The organism is Pseudoxanthomonas sp., from assembly GCF_027498035.1.
In the GTDB taxonomy this organism is placed as follows: domain Bacteria; phylum Pseudomonadota; class Gammaproteobacteria; order Xanthomonadales; family Xanthomonadaceae; genus Pseudoxanthomonas_A.
Window position 1 is genome coordinate 2168654 of the sequence record NZ_CP114978.1, and the last position, 17652, is coordinate 2186305.

A 17652-nucleotide genomic window follows, 5' to 3' on the forward strand; every position below is an offset into this window, starting at 1 on the left:
CAGTGATGACCCGCATGGCCACGCAGGTCCGTCGCCCGGGCAAGGCTGTTGGCCGCACCCGGGGTTTCATCGACAGCCGCTGATCCGTGCCTGCCACCCAGGTGCGTTCCGCTTACCCGGGTTGCGGCGACCTGCGCTGCATCAGGGTTTGCCTGCGTACGCCTTGCAGTCCACTTCCAGCAAGGCGCCCATCGGCAACGCGGTGACCGCCATCGCGCTGCGCGCCGGCAGCTTGTCGGGCTTGAACGCAGCGCTGTAGATCTTGTTGAACGCGGCCCAGTGCGCCATGTCCACGATCATCACCGTGCACTGGCTGACATCGTCCAGCGACAAGCCCGCGCGACCCAACGCCGTGCCGACGTTGGCCATGGTGTTGCTGGCCTGGGCATCGAAATCATCCGGGAGCTTGCCATCGGCACCGACGCCGAGCTGGCCGGACACATACACCGTGTCACCGGCGCGCACCGCGGCCGAATACGGCGCCTTGCTGCCGGCCGGGCTGAAGTACTGCAGGTCGGCGGCCGAGGCCAGGGAGGCTGCGCCGGACAGGCTCAGCAGGGAAACAGCGTGCAGGATGGCGCGGGACAACGGCATGCATCGAACTCCTGTGGGGTGGGAACGCCACGATCCGCGCAGCCGCCGTCCAACGACGACGGTCCACGGACCGAAGAGCGCGCGCAACGCCTCCCACGCCGAACGCAGTCCTGAACTTACCTGCATCGGCCCCGGACGAACAGCGGCTTACTTCGCTTTTTTGACCGGGCGCTGCCAACCCTCCAGCGTGGTCTGGCGTGCACGCGCGAGGGTCAGCTCGCCGGCCGGTGCATCGCGGGTGATCACCGATCCCGCACCGAGCGTGGCGCCATCGCCGATGGTGATCGGCGCGACCAGCGATGAATTGCTGCCGACGAACACGTTGTCGCCAATGGTCGTGCTGAACTTGTTCACGCCGTCGTAGTTGCAGGTGATGGTGCCGGCACCGACATTGGTCTTGCTGCCGATCACCGTGTCGCCCAGGTAGGTGAGGTGATTGGCCTTGGTACCCACGCCCAGCACCGCGTTCTTGGTCTCGACGAAGTTGCCCACGTGCACGCCATCGGCCAGCACGGTGCCGGGGCGCAGGCGCGCGAACGGGCCAATCTGCACCGCGCCTTCGGTGACCACGCCCTCCAGGTCGCAGTGCGCGCGCACTTCGGTGCCTGGCCCGAGCTTGACGTTCTTGAGCTTCACGAACGGGCCGATCTGCACGCCATCGCCCAGTTCGACCTCGCCTTCCAACACGACGTTGACGTCGATCTGCACATCCATCCCGACGCGCACGGTGCCGCGCTGGTCCACGCGCGCCGGGTCGATCAGGCGCGCGCCGGCCATGCACAGCGCCTTGGCCTGTCGCAGCTGCCAGGTACGCTCCAGCTGGGCCAGCTGCCAGGGATCGTTGGCGCCTTCGGCTTCCAGCGGATCGGCCACCAGCACCATCTCGGCCGGGCTGAACTCGGTCGCGGCCATGCCGAAGATGTCGGTCAGGTAGTACTCGCCCTGCACGTTGTCGTTGGACAGCTGGGCCAGCCAGCGATGCAGCGCGGTCGATTCGGCGGTGACGATGCCGGTGTTGATGGTGTGCACGCGCCGCTGCTCGTCATCGGCATCCTTGTGCTCGACGATGGCGCCGACCTTGCCTGCCGCATCGCGCAGCACCCGGCCATAGCCTGTGGGGTCGTCGGGTTCGGCCACCAGCACCGCAAGCCGGCCCGGTGCCTGCAGCAGGCGCAGCAGGGTTTCGGAACGGATCAGCGGCACGTCGCCGTAGAGCACCAGCACCGTGGCCGCATCGGGCACCTGCTCCATCGCCTGCTGGACGGCATGCCCGGTGCCCAGGCGCTGGACCTGTTCGGCCCACAGCAGGTCGGGCTGGTCGGCGAAGGCATCGCGCACGTCCTGCCCGCCGTGGCCGTAGACCACGTGGATCGCGGCCGGGTGCAGCGCACGCGCGACCTGGATCACATGGGCCAGCATCGGCTGCCCGGCGATGGGCTGCAGCACCTTGGGCCGCGCGGACTTCATGCGCTTGCCTTCACCGGCGGCCAGGATGATCACGTGCAGGGGAAGGGTCATGGGCGGGCGTTTGAGTCTGGAACGGGCAGACGATTCTAATGCCCCACCCGGGCGGCACCGTCACGCGCGTTGCTGTCGATACGGGAGATTCAGGCCTGCGATAATCCCGCGCTTCGCACGACGCCGCACAAGGACGCATGGTCTTGCCAGATCCAACCCAGCCGGCCACGCCGACCACCTCATGGAAGTTCACCCTTGGCCTGGCGGCGCTGCTGACGCTGTTGACCGCTCTGGCCAACGGACAGGACCGCAATTGGGACCTGCGCAATTACCACCTGTACACGCCATCGGCCCTGCTGGACGGCCGGCTCCACCACGATATCGCCGCCGCGCAGCTGCAGACCTGGCATAACCCGACGGCCGACATCCCGTTCGCCTGGATGGTGCACGCGGGCTGGCCTGGCTGGCTGATCTCACTCTGGCTGAGCCTGCCCTCGTTGCTGGCGCTGTTCTTCGCGCTGCGCCTCCTGGACCGGTGCTGGCCCGCAGCCCGAAGCCGCTCGCGCATCGTATTGACCGGCGTGCTGGCACTGACTGGTGCCGCGGTGGGGCCGGGCGTGGGATCGACCTTCAACGACGCCATCGTGGCAGCAGGTGCGATGGCCGCATTGTGGTGGGTGCTGCGCTCGCGGGATCGCCTGGGTGCCTGGCAGACCTGGCTGCCCGCTGGCCTGATGCTCGGGCTGGCGACCGGCTTCAAGCTGACCGGCGTCATCTATTGTGTTTCGCTTGGCTGTGTCGCGGCCACGGCGGGCAACATGCGGCAAGCGCCCGTTCGCCTGCTCGCCACCGCCATGGGCGGGCTTATCGGCGGCGTCGTTGCCGCCGGCCCCTGGGCGTGGGTGCTCTGGCAGACGTTTGGCAACCCGCTGTTCCCTTACTTCAACCAGGTCTTCCAGTCGCCCGACGCATCGCCGGTACCGTACAACGACGTGCGTTTCATTCCCCATGGACTGGATGCGTGGCTGACGGTTTTCCACTTCACCAAACGCGGCTTCATGTTCTCGGAAGCCCGCCTGGCCGATCCGCGCATCCTGCTGGGACTCCTGGCCCTAGGCCTGACCCTCTTCCTGCAGAAACGGCGTCGCCAGCCATCCCGTGATGTCGCCGTGCTGGCGGTGTTCTGCATGGTGACGTTGATTGCATGGACCAATCTTTACGGCATCTACCGCTATCTGGTCGGTGTGGAGCTGCTCTGCGCCATCGCACTGGCAGGCACGGCAACGATGTTCCTGCCTGCACGCTGGCCGCGCTACGTGCTGGTCATCGCGTTGGTGGCCGTCATCGGCGTGACCAAGCGACCAAGCTGGGGACGCACGTATCCATTCACCACGCCGATGGTGCAGGTGCAGTTCCCGCCGCTGGCCAACGATGCCCTGGTGGTGATCTCCACCGCATCGCCCGTGGGCCACGCGGTTGCCTTCCTTCCGAAGGACGTTGCTGCAGTTTCGCTGGCCAACAATTTCATGCGGCCACAGCAGTGCACCCGCCTGCAGGCTGCTGCCGAGGCGCGCCTCCGCGACCACAAGGGCGCGCTTTACCTGCTGAAAGAAGCCAGGACCGACCTCTCCGACCCGGTCGCCAACGCGTACCAGGACTACGGACTTGAGAAGGAGGGCGCCTGCCAACCGATTGTCGACAACCTGCGTCCACTGGAGCTGTGCCCGTTGCGCTGGGTGCGCAGCCTTACGCCACTGTGTCCCTTGACCGCTCACGACCAACCAGCTGGTCAGTGATCAGCCGCTGGATTTCATTGGCGCGGCGATTGACCGTATCCAGGATGAGTCCCGTTGCCAGCGAAACGATGCCCATCAGGGTGAGCGCCACGGCGAGTACCGCGGTGGATGGATGCGTGACCAGGCCCGTCTCGGTGAACTCGGTGATGACCACGCTGCCAAAACCGAAGCCCGCCAGGATCACCGCCGCGGCGATGCCGCCAAAGAACAGCAACGGCCGCATGTCCTTGAACAGGAACAGCACCGTGCGCAGCACGCGGATGCCATCGCGGTAGGTATTGAGCTTGGACTGACTTCCGAGCGGCCGCGTGCCATACGCAATCGGCGTCTCCTTGAGGATGAAGCCATTCCCGAGCGCGAACACGGTCATCTCCGTTTCGATCTCGAAGCCTCGCGACAACACGGGCATTGATTTGACGAAACGCCTGGAGAAGGCCCGGTAGCCGGACAGTACATCCCGCACCGGATTGCCGAACAGCATTGCCACGCAACGCCGGACGAGCTGGTTGCCCAGACCGTGGAAGCGCCGGAACGAGGTGCGCTGGAAGTCTTCCAGGCGCGTCCCGACCACCATGTCCGCACGCCCTTCCAGCACCTCTTGCAGCAGCGGACCGGACGCCGACGCCGGATAGGTATCGTCACCATCGACCATGAGGTACGCGTCGGCCTCCACGTCACGGAACATCGCGCGGACGACATTGCCCTTGCCCTTGGCCGGCACCAGTCGTACCTGTGCACCTGCATCGCGCGCAATGGCAGCGGTGCCATCGGTGCTGGCGTTGTCGAACACCCACACGTCGGCATCAGGCAGCGCATCGCGAAAATCACGGACCACCTTGGCAATGGTGGCCGCTTCGTTGAAGCAGGGAACAAGGACAGCGACGCGCACCGGACATCCATGACGGGAGACAGCGCCCGATATTACAGGCCAACACGCATCTCCTCGCTAGAATGCGGCCCATGCGTCTTCCTCCCCCTCATCTGCTCAAGCAGGGCTCGAGTTTTCTCATCGTTGGCGGCGTGCAGCTGCTGGTGGACTGGAGCATCTTCGTCGCACTCAGCGCACTGGGCGTGGATGCGATACCCGCCAACCTGTGCGGGCGCGTGGCCGGGGCGATGCTGGGGTTCTGGCTCAACGGGCGCTACACCTTTGCCTCGCACGAGGACGACGTGCGTATCGGCTGGCCGCAGTTCTGGAAATTCCTGGCGGTGTGGATTCCCGCCACGCTGCTCAGCACCTGGCTGATCGTCCTGGTCGAACACCACCTGGGCCTGCAACTGGCCTGGCTGGCCAAACCGCTGGTCGAAGGCGCACTGGCGGTGCTGACCTTCCTGGCCGGGCGTTATCTGATCTATCGCTGAAGATCAGCGTGGGGCCTGGCGCTGTCCGTGCCAGGCCCGCGTAATCGGGAGGCATGCAAGCGCCGTGCGGACGATCACCGCCCGCCCTGCAACGGCAATGGCCCAAGCGGCTTGATCTCGCGCAGCACGAACGTTGTCTCCATTTCCTTGATCCCTGGCAGCCTGCGCAACCGCGACATCGCAAACTCGGAGTAGGACTCCAGGTCCCGGGCGACAACCTGCAGCAGGAAATCGGAATCCCCCGCCACCGCGTAGCAGGCCACCACTTCGTCGAGCTTGCCGACTTCCAGCTCGAACTGGCGGGCCTCCTTCTCGCTATGGCTATCAATCTTGACGCGTACGTACGCCAGTATCCCCAGGCCGAGCTGCTTGCGATCCAGCGTGACGCGATAGCCCGAGATCACTCCATCCGCCTCCAGTTGGCGGACGCGACGCCAACAGGGTGAGGTCGCCATGCCCACTCGCGTGGCCAGCTCCTGATTGGTCATGCGACCGGAGCCCTGCAACGCGGCCAGAATCTTCAGATCAAAGGCGTCGAGGGCCATCTGAAATTATCTCCCATTAAATTCTTCAATTTGAAATTACTACCCGAATCTGACGCGATAAATCGAAAGAAAGGTAACTTCTACCCGATCTACGGGTCTATTATTTTCTGAAGATTATGCCGCCTGAGACGCCCGATTCCCTATGCTTGAAGACATCCGCATTGCCATCATCGTCAACCCCGAGCTGCCCTTGGGACTGCTCGCCAACACCGTCGCCGCCATCGGCATAGGGATGGCCGCAAAGCTACCCGCGCTGGCCGGCCGGCCCCTGACCGACGCGGCGGGCCGGACCATCGATGCCAGCTCTTGCTTGCCTGTCCCGGTACTCCAGGGCGACGCCACGCTGATACGGGCCTTGTTGCTCAAGGCATTGGAGACACATCAAGCGCTTGCGCTGGTGCCCTTCCCGGCCTTCGCGCGCAGCCTGCACGACTTCCACGATTACCAGGTGCAGTTCCCCGGGCGCGATTTGCAGCAGGAGACCCTTGACGGTGTGGGACTGGCCGGCCCGGCCAAGTGGATCAAGTCCGTGACGGGCGCGTTGAAGCTGCTGCGCTGACACCGATGCATGGAGCGGATCCTGATCCGCCATCCCAATGCATCGCCACGACGGCCCGGAACGCGATCACCGAAGTGACAAACTCGCCAATGGCTGGCAACCGCCAGCAGCGGTGCGAAAACGAAAAACGCCGGCTTGCGCCGGCGTTTTCGTGTCCCCGCAGGCCGCGATGCGACCCGGCAGGTTCAGTGCTTGAGCGTCTTGCGCAGGCGTTCGAGGGCCTGCAGCTGGACCACGGCTTCCATCAGCTTGCGCTGGGCTTCGGCCAGGTCTTCGGTCTCGCCGCGGTTGGCCAGCACGCGCTCGGCTTCTTCCTTGGCAGCCTTGACGGCGGCCTCGTCGATGTCCTGCGCGCGGATAGCGGTATCGGCCAGCACGGTCACGACCTGCGGCTGGACTTCCAGGATGCCGCCGGAGATGGCGAAGTCCAGGTGCTCGCCCGACGGCAGGGTCACCACGACCTTGCCCGGCTTCAGGCGGGTGATCAGCGGGGCGTGCCGGGGGGTGATGCCCAGTTCGCCCAGCTCGCCGGTGGCGACCACCAGGGTGGCTTCACCGTGGTAGATCTCCTGCTCGGCGCTGACGATGTCGCAACGGATGGTGCTCATGGGATTCCCTTTGCCGCATCAGGACGTGCTAGGTGCACGTCCCGACGCTGTGCGGATCAGGCCTTGGCGGCCAGCTTCTTGCCCTTTTCCACGGCCTCGTCGATGCCACCGACCATGTAGAAGGCCTGCTCCGGCAGGTGATCGAACTCACCGTCCAGGATGCCCTTGAAGCCACGGATGGTGTCCTTCAGCGACACGTACTTGCCCGGTGCGCCAGTGAACACTTCGGCCACGTGGAAGGGCTGGCTGAAGAAGCGCTCGATCTTGCGCGCGCGCGACACGGCCTGCTTGTCTTCTTCCGACAGCTCGTCCATGCCCAGGATCGCGATGATGTCCTTCAGTTCCTTGTACTTCTGCAAGGTGGACTGCACGCGGCGGGCCACGTCGTAGTGCTCGTTGCCGATCACCAGCGGGTCCAGCTGACGGCTGGTGGAGTCCAGCGGATCGACTGCCGGGTAGATACCCAGCGAGGCGATGTTGCGGCTCAGCGTCACCGTGGAATCCAGGTGGGCGAAGGTGGTGGCCGGCGACGGGTCGGTCAGGTCGTCCGCGGGCACGTACACGGCCTGGATCGAGGTGATCGAGCCAGCCTTGGTCGAGGTGATGCGTTCCTGCAGGACGCCCATTTCCTCGGCCAGCGTCGGCTGATAGCCCACGGCCGACGGCATGCGGCCCAGCAGCGCCGACACTTCGGTACCGGCCAGGGTGTAGCGGTAGATGTTGTCGACGAAGAACAGCACGTCGCGGCCCTTGCCCGACTCGTCCTTCTCGTCGCGGAAGTACTCTGCCATGGTCAGGCCGGTCAGTGCGACGCGCAGGCGGTTGCCCGGCGGCTCGTTCATCTGGCCGTACACCATCGCGACCTTGTCCAGGACGTTGGAGTCCTTCATCTCGTGGTAGAAGTCGTTGCCCTCACGGGTACGCTCACCCACGCCAGCGAACACCGACAGGCCTTCGTGCGCCTTGGCGATGTTGTTGATCAGTTCCATCATGTTGACGGTCTTGCCGACGCCGGCGCCGCCGAATAGGCCGACCTTGCCGCCCTTGGCGAACGGGCACATCAGGTCGATGACCTTGATGCCGGTTTCCAGCAGTTCGGTCGAGGACGACTGGTCTTCGTACGACGGCGCGGCGCGGTGGATTTCCCAGTTGTCCGAGCCTTCGACCGGACCGGCTTCGTCGATCGGACGACCCAGCACGTCCATGATGCGACCCAGGGTGGCCTTGCCGACCGGCACGGAGATGCCCTTGCCGGTGTTGGTCGCCACCAGGTTGCGCTTCAGGCCATCGGTGGAGCCCAGCGCGATGCAACGGACGATGCCGTCGCCCAGCTGCTGCTGCACTTCCAGCGTGATCTCGGTGTTGTCGACCTTCAAGGCCTCGTACACCTTCGGCACGTCGCCGCGCGGGAATTCGACGTCGACGACGGCGCCGATGATCTGAACGATCTTGCCCTGACTCATGTTGATTTCCTCTGAACTCTCAATATCGCGTTGTAGGAGCGCCGCGTCGGCGCGATTGCAGGTCGCGGCCATCGGCCGCTCCTACGGATGCCTTAGACCGCCGCCGCGCCGCCGGCGATCTCGGTTGTTCCTAGTACAAAAACTAAACCGCCGCTGCGCCGCCCACGATTTCGGAAATTTCCTGGGTGATCGCCGCCTGGCGCGCCTTGTTGTACGACAGCTGCAACGTGCCGATCATCTTGCTGGCGTTGTCGCTGGCCGACTTCATGGCCACCATGCGCGCGGCGTGCTCGGAGGCCACGTTTTCCAGCACGGCCTGGTACACCAGCGACTCCACGTAGCGCACCAGCACGTGCTCCAGCACGGTCTTGGCATCGGGTTCGTAGATGTAGTCCCAGTCGTGCTTGGCGACGTTTTCTTCAGCCGGCGGCAACGGCAGCAGCTGGTCGAAGGCAGCCTTCTGCGACATCGTGTTGACGAAGTGGTTGTAGACCAGGACCACGCGATCGACCTTGCCGGACTCGTACGCCTCCAGCATGACCTTGACCACGCCGATCAGCTGTTCAACGTGCGGCGCATCGCCCAGGTGGCTGACGCTGCCGACCATGTCGACCTTGAGCCGGCGGAAGAACACCGAGGCCTTCTGGCCGATGGTGACCACGTCGACCTCGGCGCCCTGCTCCTGCCACTGGCGCATTTCGCCCAGCGTCTTGCGGAACAGGTTGTTGTTCAGGCCGCCGGCCAGGCCACGATCGGACGAGACGATGATGTAGCCGACCCGCTCGACCTTCTCGCGCGCCACCAGGTAGGGGTGCTGGAAGTCGGTGTTGGCCTGGGCCAGGTGGCCGATGACCTGGCGCATGGCACGGGCATAGGGACGCGAGACCTTCATGCGTTCCTGGGCGCGGCGGATCTTGGCAGCCGACACCATCTCCAGCGCGCGCGTCACCTTGCGGGTGTTCTGCACGCTCTTGATCTTGGTTTTGATTTCGCGACCGCCAGCCATCTCGTTTTCCCGTAGAGCGGAGCTTGCTCCGCTTTTTTTGTTTCAAGGCAGCGGAGCAAGCTCCGCTCTACAACAACCGACCGATTACCAGCTACCGGTCTGCTTGAACTCTTCGATGCCCTTCTTGAACGCCGCTTCGATGTCGCCGTTCCAGTCGCCGCTGGCATTGACCTTGGCCACCAGCTCGCCGGCGGTGTTCTCGAAGTGGGCGTGCAGGCCTTCTTCCAGGGCCAGCAGCTTGCCCACCGGCACGTCGTCCAGGTAACCCTCGTTGACGGCGTAGATGGTCAGCGCCTGCAGGCAGATGCCCATCGGGGCGTACTGCTTCTGCTTCATCAGCTCGGTGACGCGCTGGCCACGCTCCAGCTGCGAGCGGGTGGCTTCGTCCAGGTCCGAGGCGAACTGCGCGAACGCGGCCAGCTCACGGTACTGGGCCAGCGCGATACGGATGCCGCCGGACAGCTTCTTGATGATCTTGGTCTGGGCCGAACCACCGACGCGCGACACCGAGATACCGGCGTTCACGGCCGGGCGGATGCCGGCATTGAACAGGTCGGTTTCCAGGAAGATCTGGCCGTCGGTGATCGAGATCACGTTGGTCGGCACGAACGCGGAGACGTCGCCGCCCTGGGTTTCGATGATCGGCAGCGCGGTCAGCGAACCGGTCTTGCCGGTGACCTTGCCTTCGGTGAACTTCTCGACGTAATCCGACGACACGCGGCAGGCGCGCTCCAGCAGGCGGGAGTGCAGGTAGAACACGTCGCCCGGATAGGCTTCGCGGCCCGGCGGGCGCTTGAGCAGCAGCGAGATCTGGCGGTAGGCCACGGCCTGCTTGGACAGGTCGTCGTACACGATCAGCGCATCTTCGCCGCGATCCAGGAAGTACTCACCCATGGTGCAGCCCGAGTAGGCGCTGATGTACTGCATGGCGGCCGATTCGGAGGCGGTGGCGGCGACCACGATGGTGTGGGCCAGGGCTCCGTGCTCTTCCAGCTTGCGCACGATGTTGGCGACCGTCGAAGCCTTCTGGCCGATGGCGACATACACGCACTTGATACCGGAGGACTTCTGGTTGATCACCGCGTCGATGGCCATCGCGGTCTTGCCGGTCTGGCGGTCGCCAATGATCAGCTCGCGCTGGCCGCGACCGACCGGGATCATCGAGTCGACCGACTTGTAACCGGTCTGCACGGGCTCATCGACCGACTGGCGCCAGATCACGCCCGGGGCCACGCGCTCGACCGGTGCGGTCTGCGCGGTGTTGATCGGACCCTTGCCGTCGATCGGCTCGCCCAGCGCGTTGACCACGCGGCCCAGCAGTTCGGGACCGACCGGCACTTCCAGGATGCGGCCGGTGGTCTTGGCCACGTCGCCTTCGCGCAGGTCTTCGTAGTCACCCAGGACCACGGCGCCGACCGAGTCGCGCTCCAGGTTCAGGGCCAGGGCGAAGGTGTTGCCCGGCAGCTCGATCATTTCGCCCTGCATCACGTCGGCCAGGCCGAAGATGCGCACGATGCCGTCGGCGACGCTGGTGACGACGCCTTCGTTGCGCGATTCGGCGGCCAGCTTGACCTGCTCGATGCGGGTCTTGATGAGGTCGCTGATTTCAGAGGGGTTGAGCGTGGTGGCCATGATGGTTTCCCTTGTGCAGCCGGTGTGCGGCTACGGATAGATGAATACTTGCGTTGCCGGTCGCGCGCAGGCGCGGCGCATCGTGCGTGGCGTGGCCGGCTTCAGCCGGCCAGCGCCGTCTGCAGACGCGCCAGCTTGCCCTTGAGCGAACCGTCGATGACCACATCGCCCGCGTCGATGACAGCGCCACCGATCAGCGATGCATCCACCGCCGTGGTGACCTGCACTTCACGTCCGAACCGTTTGGCCAGCGCGGCCTTGATCACGTCCAGCTCGCCGTCCGGCAGTTCCGAGGCGGAGGTCACCGTGGCCAGCACGATGCGTTCGGCCTCGGCGCGCAGCTGTTCGAACAGCGCGGCGATTTCGGGCAGCAGGGTCAGGCGACGCGCATCGGCCAACACACCGAGGAAACGCGCGAACGTTTCACCGGCGCCGTCGGGCGACAGCAGCACCAGGGCCTGCTCGCGGCTCAGCTGCGGGTTGAGCAGCAGCGCGGAGACCTGCGGATCGCCGGCGACCTGGGCGGCAAAGCCCAGGGCCTGCGACCACGCCGGCAGCTGCTGCTCGTCCTGCGCCGCGCCGAAAGCGGCGCGGGCATAGGGGCGGGCAAGCGTGATGGACTGGCTCATGCGTGGATCATCCGGTTCAGATCTGCGCCGCCAGCTCGTCCAGCAGCGCCTTGTGGGCGGCCGGGTCGATCTCGCGGTGCAGCAGCTTCTCGGCACCACTCACGGCCAGCACGGACACCTGCTTGCGCAGGTCCTCGCGGGCACGGTTGGCGGCGGCGGCGATCTCTTCCTGGGCCAGGTCCTTCTGCCGGTTCGCTTCGGCGACCGCTTCGTTGCGGGCAGCCTCCACGATCTGGTTGGCGCGGGCGTGGGCCTGGTCGATGATCTCGTTGGCCTTGACGCGGGCATCCTTGAGGGCCTCGTTGGCCTTCTCCTGTGCCTGCGCAAGATCCTTCTGGCTGCGGTCGGCAGCAGCCAGGCCTTCGGCGATCTTCTTCTGCCGTTCTTCAAGCGCCGCGTTCAGCGGCGGCCAAATGAACTTCATCGTGAACACAATCAGGATCACGAAGGAGAGCATCTGGCCGAAGAAGGTCATGTTGACGTTCATGACGTGTCCTCAACGGGTTCGTTCATCCCGCCATGCGTGGATGCAGGGCGGGTCGTGCTGGAAGGGCCGCGAACGGCCCGAACCTGCGGGCTATCAGCCGCCCTGGACTGCGCTCAGCACCGGACCCAGCAGCGGGTTGGCGATACCGAAGTACAGCGCGATGGCCAGGCCGATGATGAACGCGGCGTCGATCAGGCCGGCCAGCAGGAACATGCGGCCCTGCAGCACCGGGATCAGCTCCGGCTGGCGCGCGGCCGATTCCAGGAACTTGGAACCCATGATGGCGATACCCAGGCAGGCGCCCAGCGCGCCCAGGCCGATGATGAGGCCGATGGCGATGGCGGTCAGGCCCTGCACGTGTGCGATGAATTCCATTGAAATCTCTCCAGCGATTGGTTGGTTAGAACGAAAGGATGAAACGAAAAGTGGGGCGATGCGACTCAGTGACTCTCACGTGCGCCGGCGATGTAGACGACGGTGAGGATCATGAAGATGAAGGCCTGCAGCAGGATGATCAGGATGTGGAAGATGCCCCAGGCCGCATTGGCGATCACGCCCGGCAGGAAGGTCACCCAGCCACTCATCAGGCCGGCGATCAGCATGAAGACCAGCTCGCCGCCGTACATGTTGCCGAACAGTCGCATGGCCAGCGAGATCGGCTTGACCAGCCACTCGATGATGTTCATGACCAGGTTGATCGGCGACAGGATGATGCGCGCCACCAGGCCGTGCGCATGGAACGGCGCGGTCAGCAGTTCCTTGCCCATGCCGAAGCCGCCCTTCGCAGCCAGCGCGTGGCCGATCAGGATGAAGAACACGGTCACCGACAGCGCGGCCGGGGTGTTCAGGTCGGCGGTCGGCACCAGGCGGAAGTAGGTGTGGTGCATGGCCTCTTCACCGGCGAACAGCTTGACCAGGATGGCCGGCAGGTCCAGCGGGATCAGGTCCATGGTGTTCATGAAGACCACCCACATGAAGATGGTCAGCGCCAGCGGGGTCACCGAACGGCGATCGCCGTGATAGGTGTCCTTGACCTGGCCATCGACGAATTCCATGACCAGCTCGACGAACGCCTGGCCCTTGCTCGGCACACCAGCGGTGGCACGGCGGGCGAAGAACGAGAACCAGGCCACGAAGGCCAGGCCCAGGCACAGCGCGACCAGCCAGCTGTCGAAATGGAACTTGCCACCGAGCAACGTGCCGGTGTTATGACCCAGGTGATGGGTGATGTATTCGGTCAGACCGCCCGAATTATTGGATTCACTCACGAAGCAACACCTTTCCGTCGAATCACATTGGCCAACACCATACCCAGCGTGGCTCCAAGAACCCCGGTGATCACCGCCAGACCCGGAAGCCCGAATCCTGCCAATGACGCCACCAGCACCAACAACACCACCACCCACTTGATCGCCACGCCCATCATCAACCGCGCGAACGCGGCACCGGCCGGGGCGACTCCGCCGCCCAGCGCCACTTTCGCGGCGGCCCAGGAGCCAGCGGTGATGCCCAGACCGCCGACGAGTGCTCCAAGAGCATGCATCGGCGATGCTGCAAGCCAAGCCAGCGCGACCAACACGGCGGCGGCAGCCTGCCAGGCTGTCGCCCGCTGCGCCAGTTGCCGACCCGTATGTACGGAATTCAGCACGTTGCGATTGGCCTTGCGGGGTTGCGGGGACGGGAGTGCGGGTGGCCCGTCAAGCCGGCGAAGTATAGCAGCGCCCCCGTTTTACCGACAACCTCCAAAAGTTTGATTTGCATGGAAAAAGCCGTGATCCACCTGCCATCAGGGCTTGGCGCGTGTGGAATCGATTCCGCGGACTGATTCTCGTACCGACGGGTACAGGAACTTTTGCGCGAGACCTGCGGTCATTGATCGCGAAGTCTGCGCACACGTCTTCGTCGATGCGTCGTCGCAGATCTTCCCAGCCCCGGCCCGCGCGCCGGGGCTTTTTTGATCGCCGCGGCGATCAACGGGAACGGCAACCGGCTCCGTCACGCTACAGCGCGTCCACCCAGAACACTGGAACAGCCTGCGTGTTTCGGCGCCGTGGCTGTATGGGAGCTCACATATGTGAATCTCCGAGTCCCATTTTTTCACTGGTCATGCACCTCAGCGCATGCAGGTTTGTCGCCCCAAGCCGGCGAACGCCCATCCAACGACTGCCTGGAGCAACCCTGATGAAAATCCCCCCTTTCCTGATCCTGAGTGGCCTGACCGCCGCCGCGCTGGTCACCCTGGCCGCGCCCGCCAACGCGCAGGAACATGACCCGAATGCATTCACCCTGCGCATTGGCGCCATGAACGCCGATGGCGACGCGACGCTGCGCGGCACGGCCAGTTCGGACATGCTCGGCCAGAGCGCCAGCGGCAGCCGGAACTTCGATTTCGGCAGCGCGGAAGTTTCACCGCGCATCGATGGCGTCTGGCGCATCAGCGATCGCAACCGTGTGATCTTCGATTACTTCCGCTATGAGAAGGACAACAAGCAGACCCTGGGCCAGGACTTCAGCTACGGCGGCGCGACCATTCCTGCCGACAGCTACGTCAAGCTTGACTCCCGCTTCCAGTTGGCCAGCCTGATCTACGACTTCGCCGTGGTCCAGACCGACAACGTCTCTCTTGGCCTTGAGCTGGGTGCCGAGTGGGCCAAGCTGGATGCCAAGCTCACTGCCGATGCCGGCGACGATTTCAACGGCTATCGTCGCACCGAGAAGGAAGATGGCGTGGCACCCGTGGTCGGCCTGCGCTTCACCGCCACGCCCAGCGAACACTGGCTGATCAATGTCCAGGGCCAGTACCTGGATGCGGGCTGGGGCAGTTTCGACTATGACGGCAAGATCAAGCGCGCCAATGCCACGGTCGAATACAAGTTCACCCCGAACTTCGGCCTGTTCGCCGGCTACGACTGGTTCAAGATCAACTACAGCGAGAACTACACGGCCGACCCGGGCATCCAGGGACGTGCCGGCCTGGACCTTGAGTTCAAGGGGCCAGTGGCCGGGCTGACATTCGCGTTCTAACGCGCGATGCGCGTTAGAACCCCGAAGTTTGCTTCGCAAACTTCGGGCCCCGGCTTATCAGTCTCCACATCCCCGCTCCTTCGGCGCGCCCCCTTGACTCAAGGGGGCTCTACTCTCGGTAGGTGAATTGAGAGTTTGTTGGAAGGCTTCGGCACGTGAAAGCAAAAAACCCCAGCATGCCGAGGCTTTTTGCTTTCGATCAACTTGCGCGTGGGACTTGGATCTGCCGATAAAGATCCTATCGTCATTCCCGCGAAGGCGGGAATCCATGGACTTTCGCGCGAAGAGCCGAAGACGCCGGGGTCGCGGGAGCCACGGATGTCCGCGCTTACTTCTTCTTCGGGATGTACAGGTCGGTGATGGTGCCGTCGTAGACCTCGGCCGCCATGCCGACCGACTCGCTCAGGGTCGGGTGCGCATGGATGGTGTGGCCGATGTCTTCGGCTTCGGCGCCCATCTCGATGGCTAGGCCGATCTCGGCCAGCAGGTCACCGGCATGCACGCCGACGATGCCGCCGCCGACGATGCGGTGGGTGGCTTCATCGAAGATCAGCTTGGTGAAGCCCTCGGTGCGGCCGATGCCGATGGCGCGACCACTGGCCGCCCATGGGAACTTGGCCACGCCAACCTTCAGGCCCTTGGCCTTGGCTTCGGTTTCGGTGACGCCGACCCAGGCGATTTCCGGATTGGTGTAGGCCACCGACGGCACCACGCGGGCGACCCATTCCTTCTTCTCGCCGGAGGCAACTTCGGCTGCGAGCTTGCCCTCGTGCGTGGCCTTGTGGGCCAGCATCGGGTTCCCGACGATGTCGCCGATGGCGAAGATGTGCGGAACGTTGGTACGCATCTGGTTGTCGGCCGGGATGAAGCCGCGGTCGGTCACCTGCACGCCGGCCTTGTCCGCGCCGATCTTCTTGCCGTTGGGCGCGCGGCCCACGGCGACAAGGACGCGATCCCAGGTACCGGATTCCAGCGCCGGCTTTTCGCCTTCGGTGGCCGATTCGAAGGTGACGGTGATGCCCTTCTTCTCGGCCTTGACGCCAGCGGCCTTGGTCTTGAGGTGGACGATGACGCCCTGTTTCTTCAGGCGGTCGGCCAGCGGCTTGACCAGGTCCTTGTCGGCACCCGGCATCAGCTGGTCGAGGAATTCGACCACGGTCACTTCACTGCCCAGCGCGCTGTACACGGTGGCCATTTCCAGGCCGATGATGCCGCCGCCGACGACCAGCAGCTTCTTTGGCACCTCGGCCAGTTCCAGCGCGTCGGTGGAATCCATCACGCGCTTGTCGTCCCACGGGAAGTTCGGCAGCTTCACCGCCTGCGAACCGGCGGCGATGATGCATTGCTCGAAGCGCAGCAGTTGCGTCTTGCCGTCGTCGCCGGTGATCTCGATTTCATTGGCTGACACGAACACACCAGTGCCTTGCACGGTACGGACCTTGCGCTGCTTGGCCATACCAGCCAGGCCGCCGGTGAGCTTGCCGACCACCTTCTCCTTGTACTCGCGCAGCTTGTCGAGGTTGATCTTCGGCTTGGCGAACTCGATGCCGCATTCTTCGGCGTGCGCGGCTTCGTCGATGACGTTGGCCGAATGCAGCAGCGCCTTGGACGGGATGCAGCCCACGTTGAGGCACACGCCGCCGAGCGACGCGTAACGCTCGATCAGCACCGTATCCAGGCCCAGGTCGGCAGCGCGGAACGCGGCGGTGTAGCCGCCGGGGCCGGAGCCCAGCACGACGATGCGGCATTCGATGTCGGCCTTCTTGCCCGTACCCGCAGCAGCCTTCGGTGCCGAAGTGGCATCGGGATGCGCGACCGACGGCGTCACTGGCGGTGCAGCGCGCGGGGCTTCGGCTGCGGCAACAACCTCATCGCCACCCTCGCCTTCCAGGATCACGACCACGTCGCCCTGGTTCAGCGCATCGCCGACCTTGACCTTGATCTCCTTGATCACGCCGGCGGCCGAGGACGGCACTTCCAGCGTGGCCTTGTCCGATTCCAGCGTGACCAGACCCTGTTCCTTGGCGACGGCATCGCCCACGGACACCAGGATCTCGATCACCGGCACGTCGGAGAAATCGCCGATGTCGGGCACCTTCACCTCGATCGGGCCGCTGGCGGCCGCCTTGGCCGGCACAGATGCGGCAGCGTCAGGCTTGGGCGCTTCGACCTTGGTCTCCGCCTTCGGAGCCTCGGCCTTGGCCGGTGCGGCAGCCTTCGGCGCTTCGGCCGTTGCCTCACCTTCGGCTTCCAGCACGATCACCAGGTCGCCCTGGCTCAGCGAATCGCCAATCTTGACCTTGATCTCCTTGACGACGCCGGCGGCCGAGGACGGCACTTCCAGCGTCGCCTTGTCCGATTCCAGCGTGACCAGGCCCTGTTCCTTGGCGACGGTATCGCCGACGGCGACCAGGATCTCGATCACCGGCACGTCGGAGAAATCACCGATGTCCGGGACCTTCACTTCAATGGTGTTTGCCATGCGCGCG

Annotated in this window: 18 protein-coding genes; 4 read left to right on the forward strand and 14 right to left on the reverse strand. The window is 64.8% G+C overall.

Going from position 1 to position 17652, the window contains the following annotated elements; genetic code table 11:
- Positions 1–141: 141 nt before the first annotated feature.
- Positions 142–594 (reverse strand): RidA family protein, encoded by a 453-nt coding sequence (locus O8I58_RS09320; RefSeq protein WP_298314824.1) that lies wholly within the window; start codon positions 592–594, stop codon positions 142–144.
- 147 nt (positions 595–741) lie between these two features.
- Positions 742–2112: a bifunctional UDP-N-acetylglucosamine diphosphorylase/glucosamine-1-phosphate N-acetyltransferase GlmU gene (gene glmU, locus O8I58_RS09325; RefSeq protein WP_298314826.1), complete on the reverse strand. Its 1371-nt coding sequence runs from the start codon at positions 2110–2112 to the stop codon at positions 742–744.
- 143 nt (positions 2113–2255) lie between these two features.
- On the opposite strand from glmU, the gene O8I58_RS09330 reads away from it, so the two are divergent.
- Positions 2256–3848 (forward strand): glycosyltransferase 87 family protein, encoded by a 1593-nt coding sequence (locus tag O8I58_RS09330; RefSeq protein ID WP_298314829.1) that lies wholly within the window; start codon positions 2256–2258, stop codon positions 3846–3848.
- Here the strand turns inward: O8I58_RS09330 and O8I58_RS09335 are convergent.
- Positions 3799–4737 carry a glycosyltransferase gene (locus O8I58_RS09335; RefSeq protein ID WP_298314832.1) on the reverse strand — a complete coding sequence of 313 codons (939 nt, stop codon included), beginning with the start codon at positions 4735–4737 and terminating at the stop codon, positions 3799–3801. The two genes, O8I58_RS09330 and O8I58_RS09335, sit on opposite strands and share 50 nt — an antisense overlap.
- Positions 4738–4808: 71 nt before the next feature.
- Between O8I58_RS09335 and O8I58_RS09340 the strand changes: the two genes are divergently transcribed.
- Entirely contained in the window at positions 4809–5210 is a 402-nt protein-coding gene (locus tag O8I58_RS09340) for a GtrA family protein (RefSeq protein ID WP_298314835.1), read from the forward strand.
- Positions 5211–5284: 74 nt separating this feature from the next.
- On the opposite strand, the gene O8I58_RS09345 is transcribed toward O8I58_RS09340, so the two are convergent.
- On the reverse strand, positions 5285–5755 hold the full coding sequence (locus O8I58_RS09345; RefSeq protein ID WP_298314838.1) for an Lrp/AsnC family transcriptional regulator: 471 nt from the start codon (positions 5753–5755) through the stop codon (positions 5285–5287).
- A gap of 142 nt (positions 5756–5897) precedes the next feature.
- Between O8I58_RS09345 and O8I58_RS09350 the strand changes: the two genes are divergently transcribed.
- Positions 5898–6314 (forward strand): PTH2-like family protein, encoded by a 417-nt coding sequence (locus O8I58_RS09350; RefSeq protein ID WP_298314841.1) that lies wholly within the window; start codon positions 5898–5900, stop codon positions 6312–6314.
- Positions 6315–6499: 185 nt separating this feature from the next.
- Here O8I58_RS09350 and O8I58_RS09355 read toward each other — a convergent pair whose 3' ends face one another.
- From O8I58_RS09355 to O8I58_RS09395, 9 genes are all read right to left on the reverse strand, one after another.
- Positions 6500–6922: a F0F1 ATP synthase subunit epsilon gene (locus tag O8I58_RS09355; protein ID WP_298314844.1), complete on the reverse strand. Its 423-nt coding sequence runs from the start codon at positions 6920–6922 to the stop codon at positions 6500–6502.
- A gap of 56 nt (positions 6923–6978) precedes the next feature.
- Positions 6979–8385 (reverse strand): F0F1 ATP synthase subunit beta, encoded by a 1407-nt coding sequence (atpD, locus tag O8I58_RS09360; protein WP_298314847.1) that lies wholly within the window; start codon positions 8383–8385, stop codon positions 6979–6981.
- 142 nt (positions 8386–8527) lie between these two features.
- Positions 8528–9391, reverse strand: a complete 864-nt coding sequence (gene atpG / locus O8I58_RS09365) for a F0F1 ATP synthase subunit gamma (protein WP_298314850.1) — start codon at positions 9389–9391, stop codon at positions 8528–8530.
- Between the two features lie 84 nt (positions 9392–9475).
- On the reverse strand, positions 9476–11023 hold the full coding sequence (atpA, locus tag O8I58_RS09370; RefSeq protein WP_298314853.1) for a F0F1 ATP synthase subunit alpha: 1548 nt from the start codon (positions 11021–11023) through the stop codon (positions 9476–9478).
- Between the two features lie 101 nt (positions 11024–11124).
- The gene (locus O8I58_RS09375; RefSeq protein ID WP_298314856.1) at positions 11125–11652 is read right to left on the reverse strand and encodes a F0F1 ATP synthase subunit delta; all 528 of its coding nucleotides are present in this window, start codon (positions 11650–11652) and stop codon (positions 11125–11127) included.
- A gap of 16 nt (positions 11653–11668) precedes the next feature.
- Positions 11669–12139, reverse strand: a complete 471-nt coding sequence (locus tag O8I58_RS09380; RefSeq protein ID WP_298314859.1) for a F0F1 ATP synthase subunit B — start codon at positions 12137–12139, stop codon at positions 11669–11671.
- Between the two features lie 93 nt (positions 12140–12232).
- Entirely contained in the window at positions 12233–12514 is a 282-nt protein-coding gene (atpE, locus tag O8I58_RS09385; protein WP_298314862.1) for a F0F1 ATP synthase subunit C, read from the reverse strand.
- Between the two features lie 65 nt (positions 12515–12579).
- On the reverse strand, positions 12580–13407 hold the full coding sequence (atpB, locus tag O8I58_RS09390; protein ID WP_298314865.1) for a F0F1 ATP synthase subunit A: 828 nt from the start codon (positions 13405–13407) through the stop codon (positions 12580–12582).
- Entirely contained in the window at positions 13404–13787 is a 384-nt protein-coding gene (locus O8I58_RS09395; RefSeq protein ID WP_298314868.1) for a hypothetical protein, read from the reverse strand. Before O8I58_RS09395 ends, atpB begins: the two co-directional genes overlap by 4 nt.
- Before the next feature lie 533 nt (positions 13788–14320).
- On the opposite strand from O8I58_RS09395, the gene O8I58_RS09400 reads away from it, so the two are divergent.
- A complete protein-coding gene (locus O8I58_RS09400; protein WP_298314871.1) occupies positions 14321–15163 on the forward strand; it encodes a hypothetical protein in 843 nt (280 codons plus the stop codon).
- A gap of 328 nt (positions 15164–15491) precedes the next feature.
- Here the strand turns inward: O8I58_RS09400 and lpdA are convergent, their stop codons facing one another.
- Positions 15492–17645, reverse strand: a complete 2154-nt coding sequence (gene lpdA / locus O8I58_RS09405; protein ID WP_298314877.1) for a dihydrolipoyl dehydrogenase — start codon at positions 17643–17645, stop codon at positions 15492–15494.
- Positions 17646–17652 lie beyond the last annotated feature (7 nt).

Excerpts from the sequence above, each read along its gene's own strand:
- glmU (WP_298314826.1), bottom strand. The coding sequence starts at position 2,112 with ATGACCCTTCCCCTGCACGTGATCATCCTGGCCGCCGGTGAAGGCAAG.
- atpA (WP_298314853.1), bottom strand. The coding sequence starts at position 11,023 with ATGGCCACCACGCTCAACCCCTCTGAAATCAGCGACCTCATCAAGACC.
- O8I58_RS09380 (WP_298314859.1), bottom strand. The coding sequence starts at position 12,139 with ATGAACGTCAACATGACCTTCTTCGGCCAGATGCTCTCCTTCGTGATC.
- O8I58_RS09375 (WP_298314856.1), bottom strand. The coding sequence starts at position 11,652 with ATGAGCCAGTCCATCACGCTTGCCCGCCCCTATGCCCGCGCCGCTTTC.
- atpD (WP_298314847.1), bottom strand. The coding sequence starts at position 8,385 with ATGAGTCAGGGCAAGATCGTTCAGATCATCGGCGCCGTCGTCGACGTC.
- O8I58_RS09320 (WP_298314824.1), bottom strand. The coding sequence starts at position 594 with ATGCCGTTGTCCCGCGCCATCCTGCACGCTGTTTCCCTGCTGAGCCTG.
- O8I58_RS09400 (WP_298314871.1), top strand. The coding sequence starts at position 14,321 with ATGAAAATCCCCCCTTTCCTGATCCTGAGTGGCCTGACCGCCGCCGCG.
- lpdA (WP_298314877.1), bottom strand. The coding sequence starts at position 17,645 with ATGGCAAACACCATTGAAGTGAAGGTCCCGGACATCGGTGATTTCTCC.
- O8I58_RS09345 (WP_298314838.1), bottom strand. The coding sequence starts at position 5,755 with ATGGCCCTCGACGCCTTTGATCTGAAGATTCTGGCCGCGTTGCAGGGC.
- O8I58_RS09350 (WP_298314841.1), top strand. The coding sequence starts at position 5,898 with ATGCTTGAAGACATCCGCATTGCCATCATCGTCAACCCCGAGCTGCCC.
- atpE (WP_298314862.1), bottom strand. The coding sequence starts at position 12,514 with ATGGAATTCATCGCACACGTGCAGGGCCTGACCGCCATCGCCATCGGC.
- O8I58_RS09355 (WP_298314844.1), bottom strand. The coding sequence starts at position 6,922 with ATGAGCACCATCCGTTGCGACATCGTCAGCGCCGAGCAGGAGATCTAC.
- O8I58_RS09340 (WP_298314835.1), top strand. The coding sequence starts at position 4,809 with ATGCGTCTTCCTCCCCCTCATCTGCTCAAGCAGGGCTCGAGTTTTCTC.
- atpG (WP_298314850.1), bottom strand. The coding sequence starts at position 9,391 with ATGGCTGGCGGTCGCGAAATCAAAACCAAGATCAAGAGCGTGCAGAAC.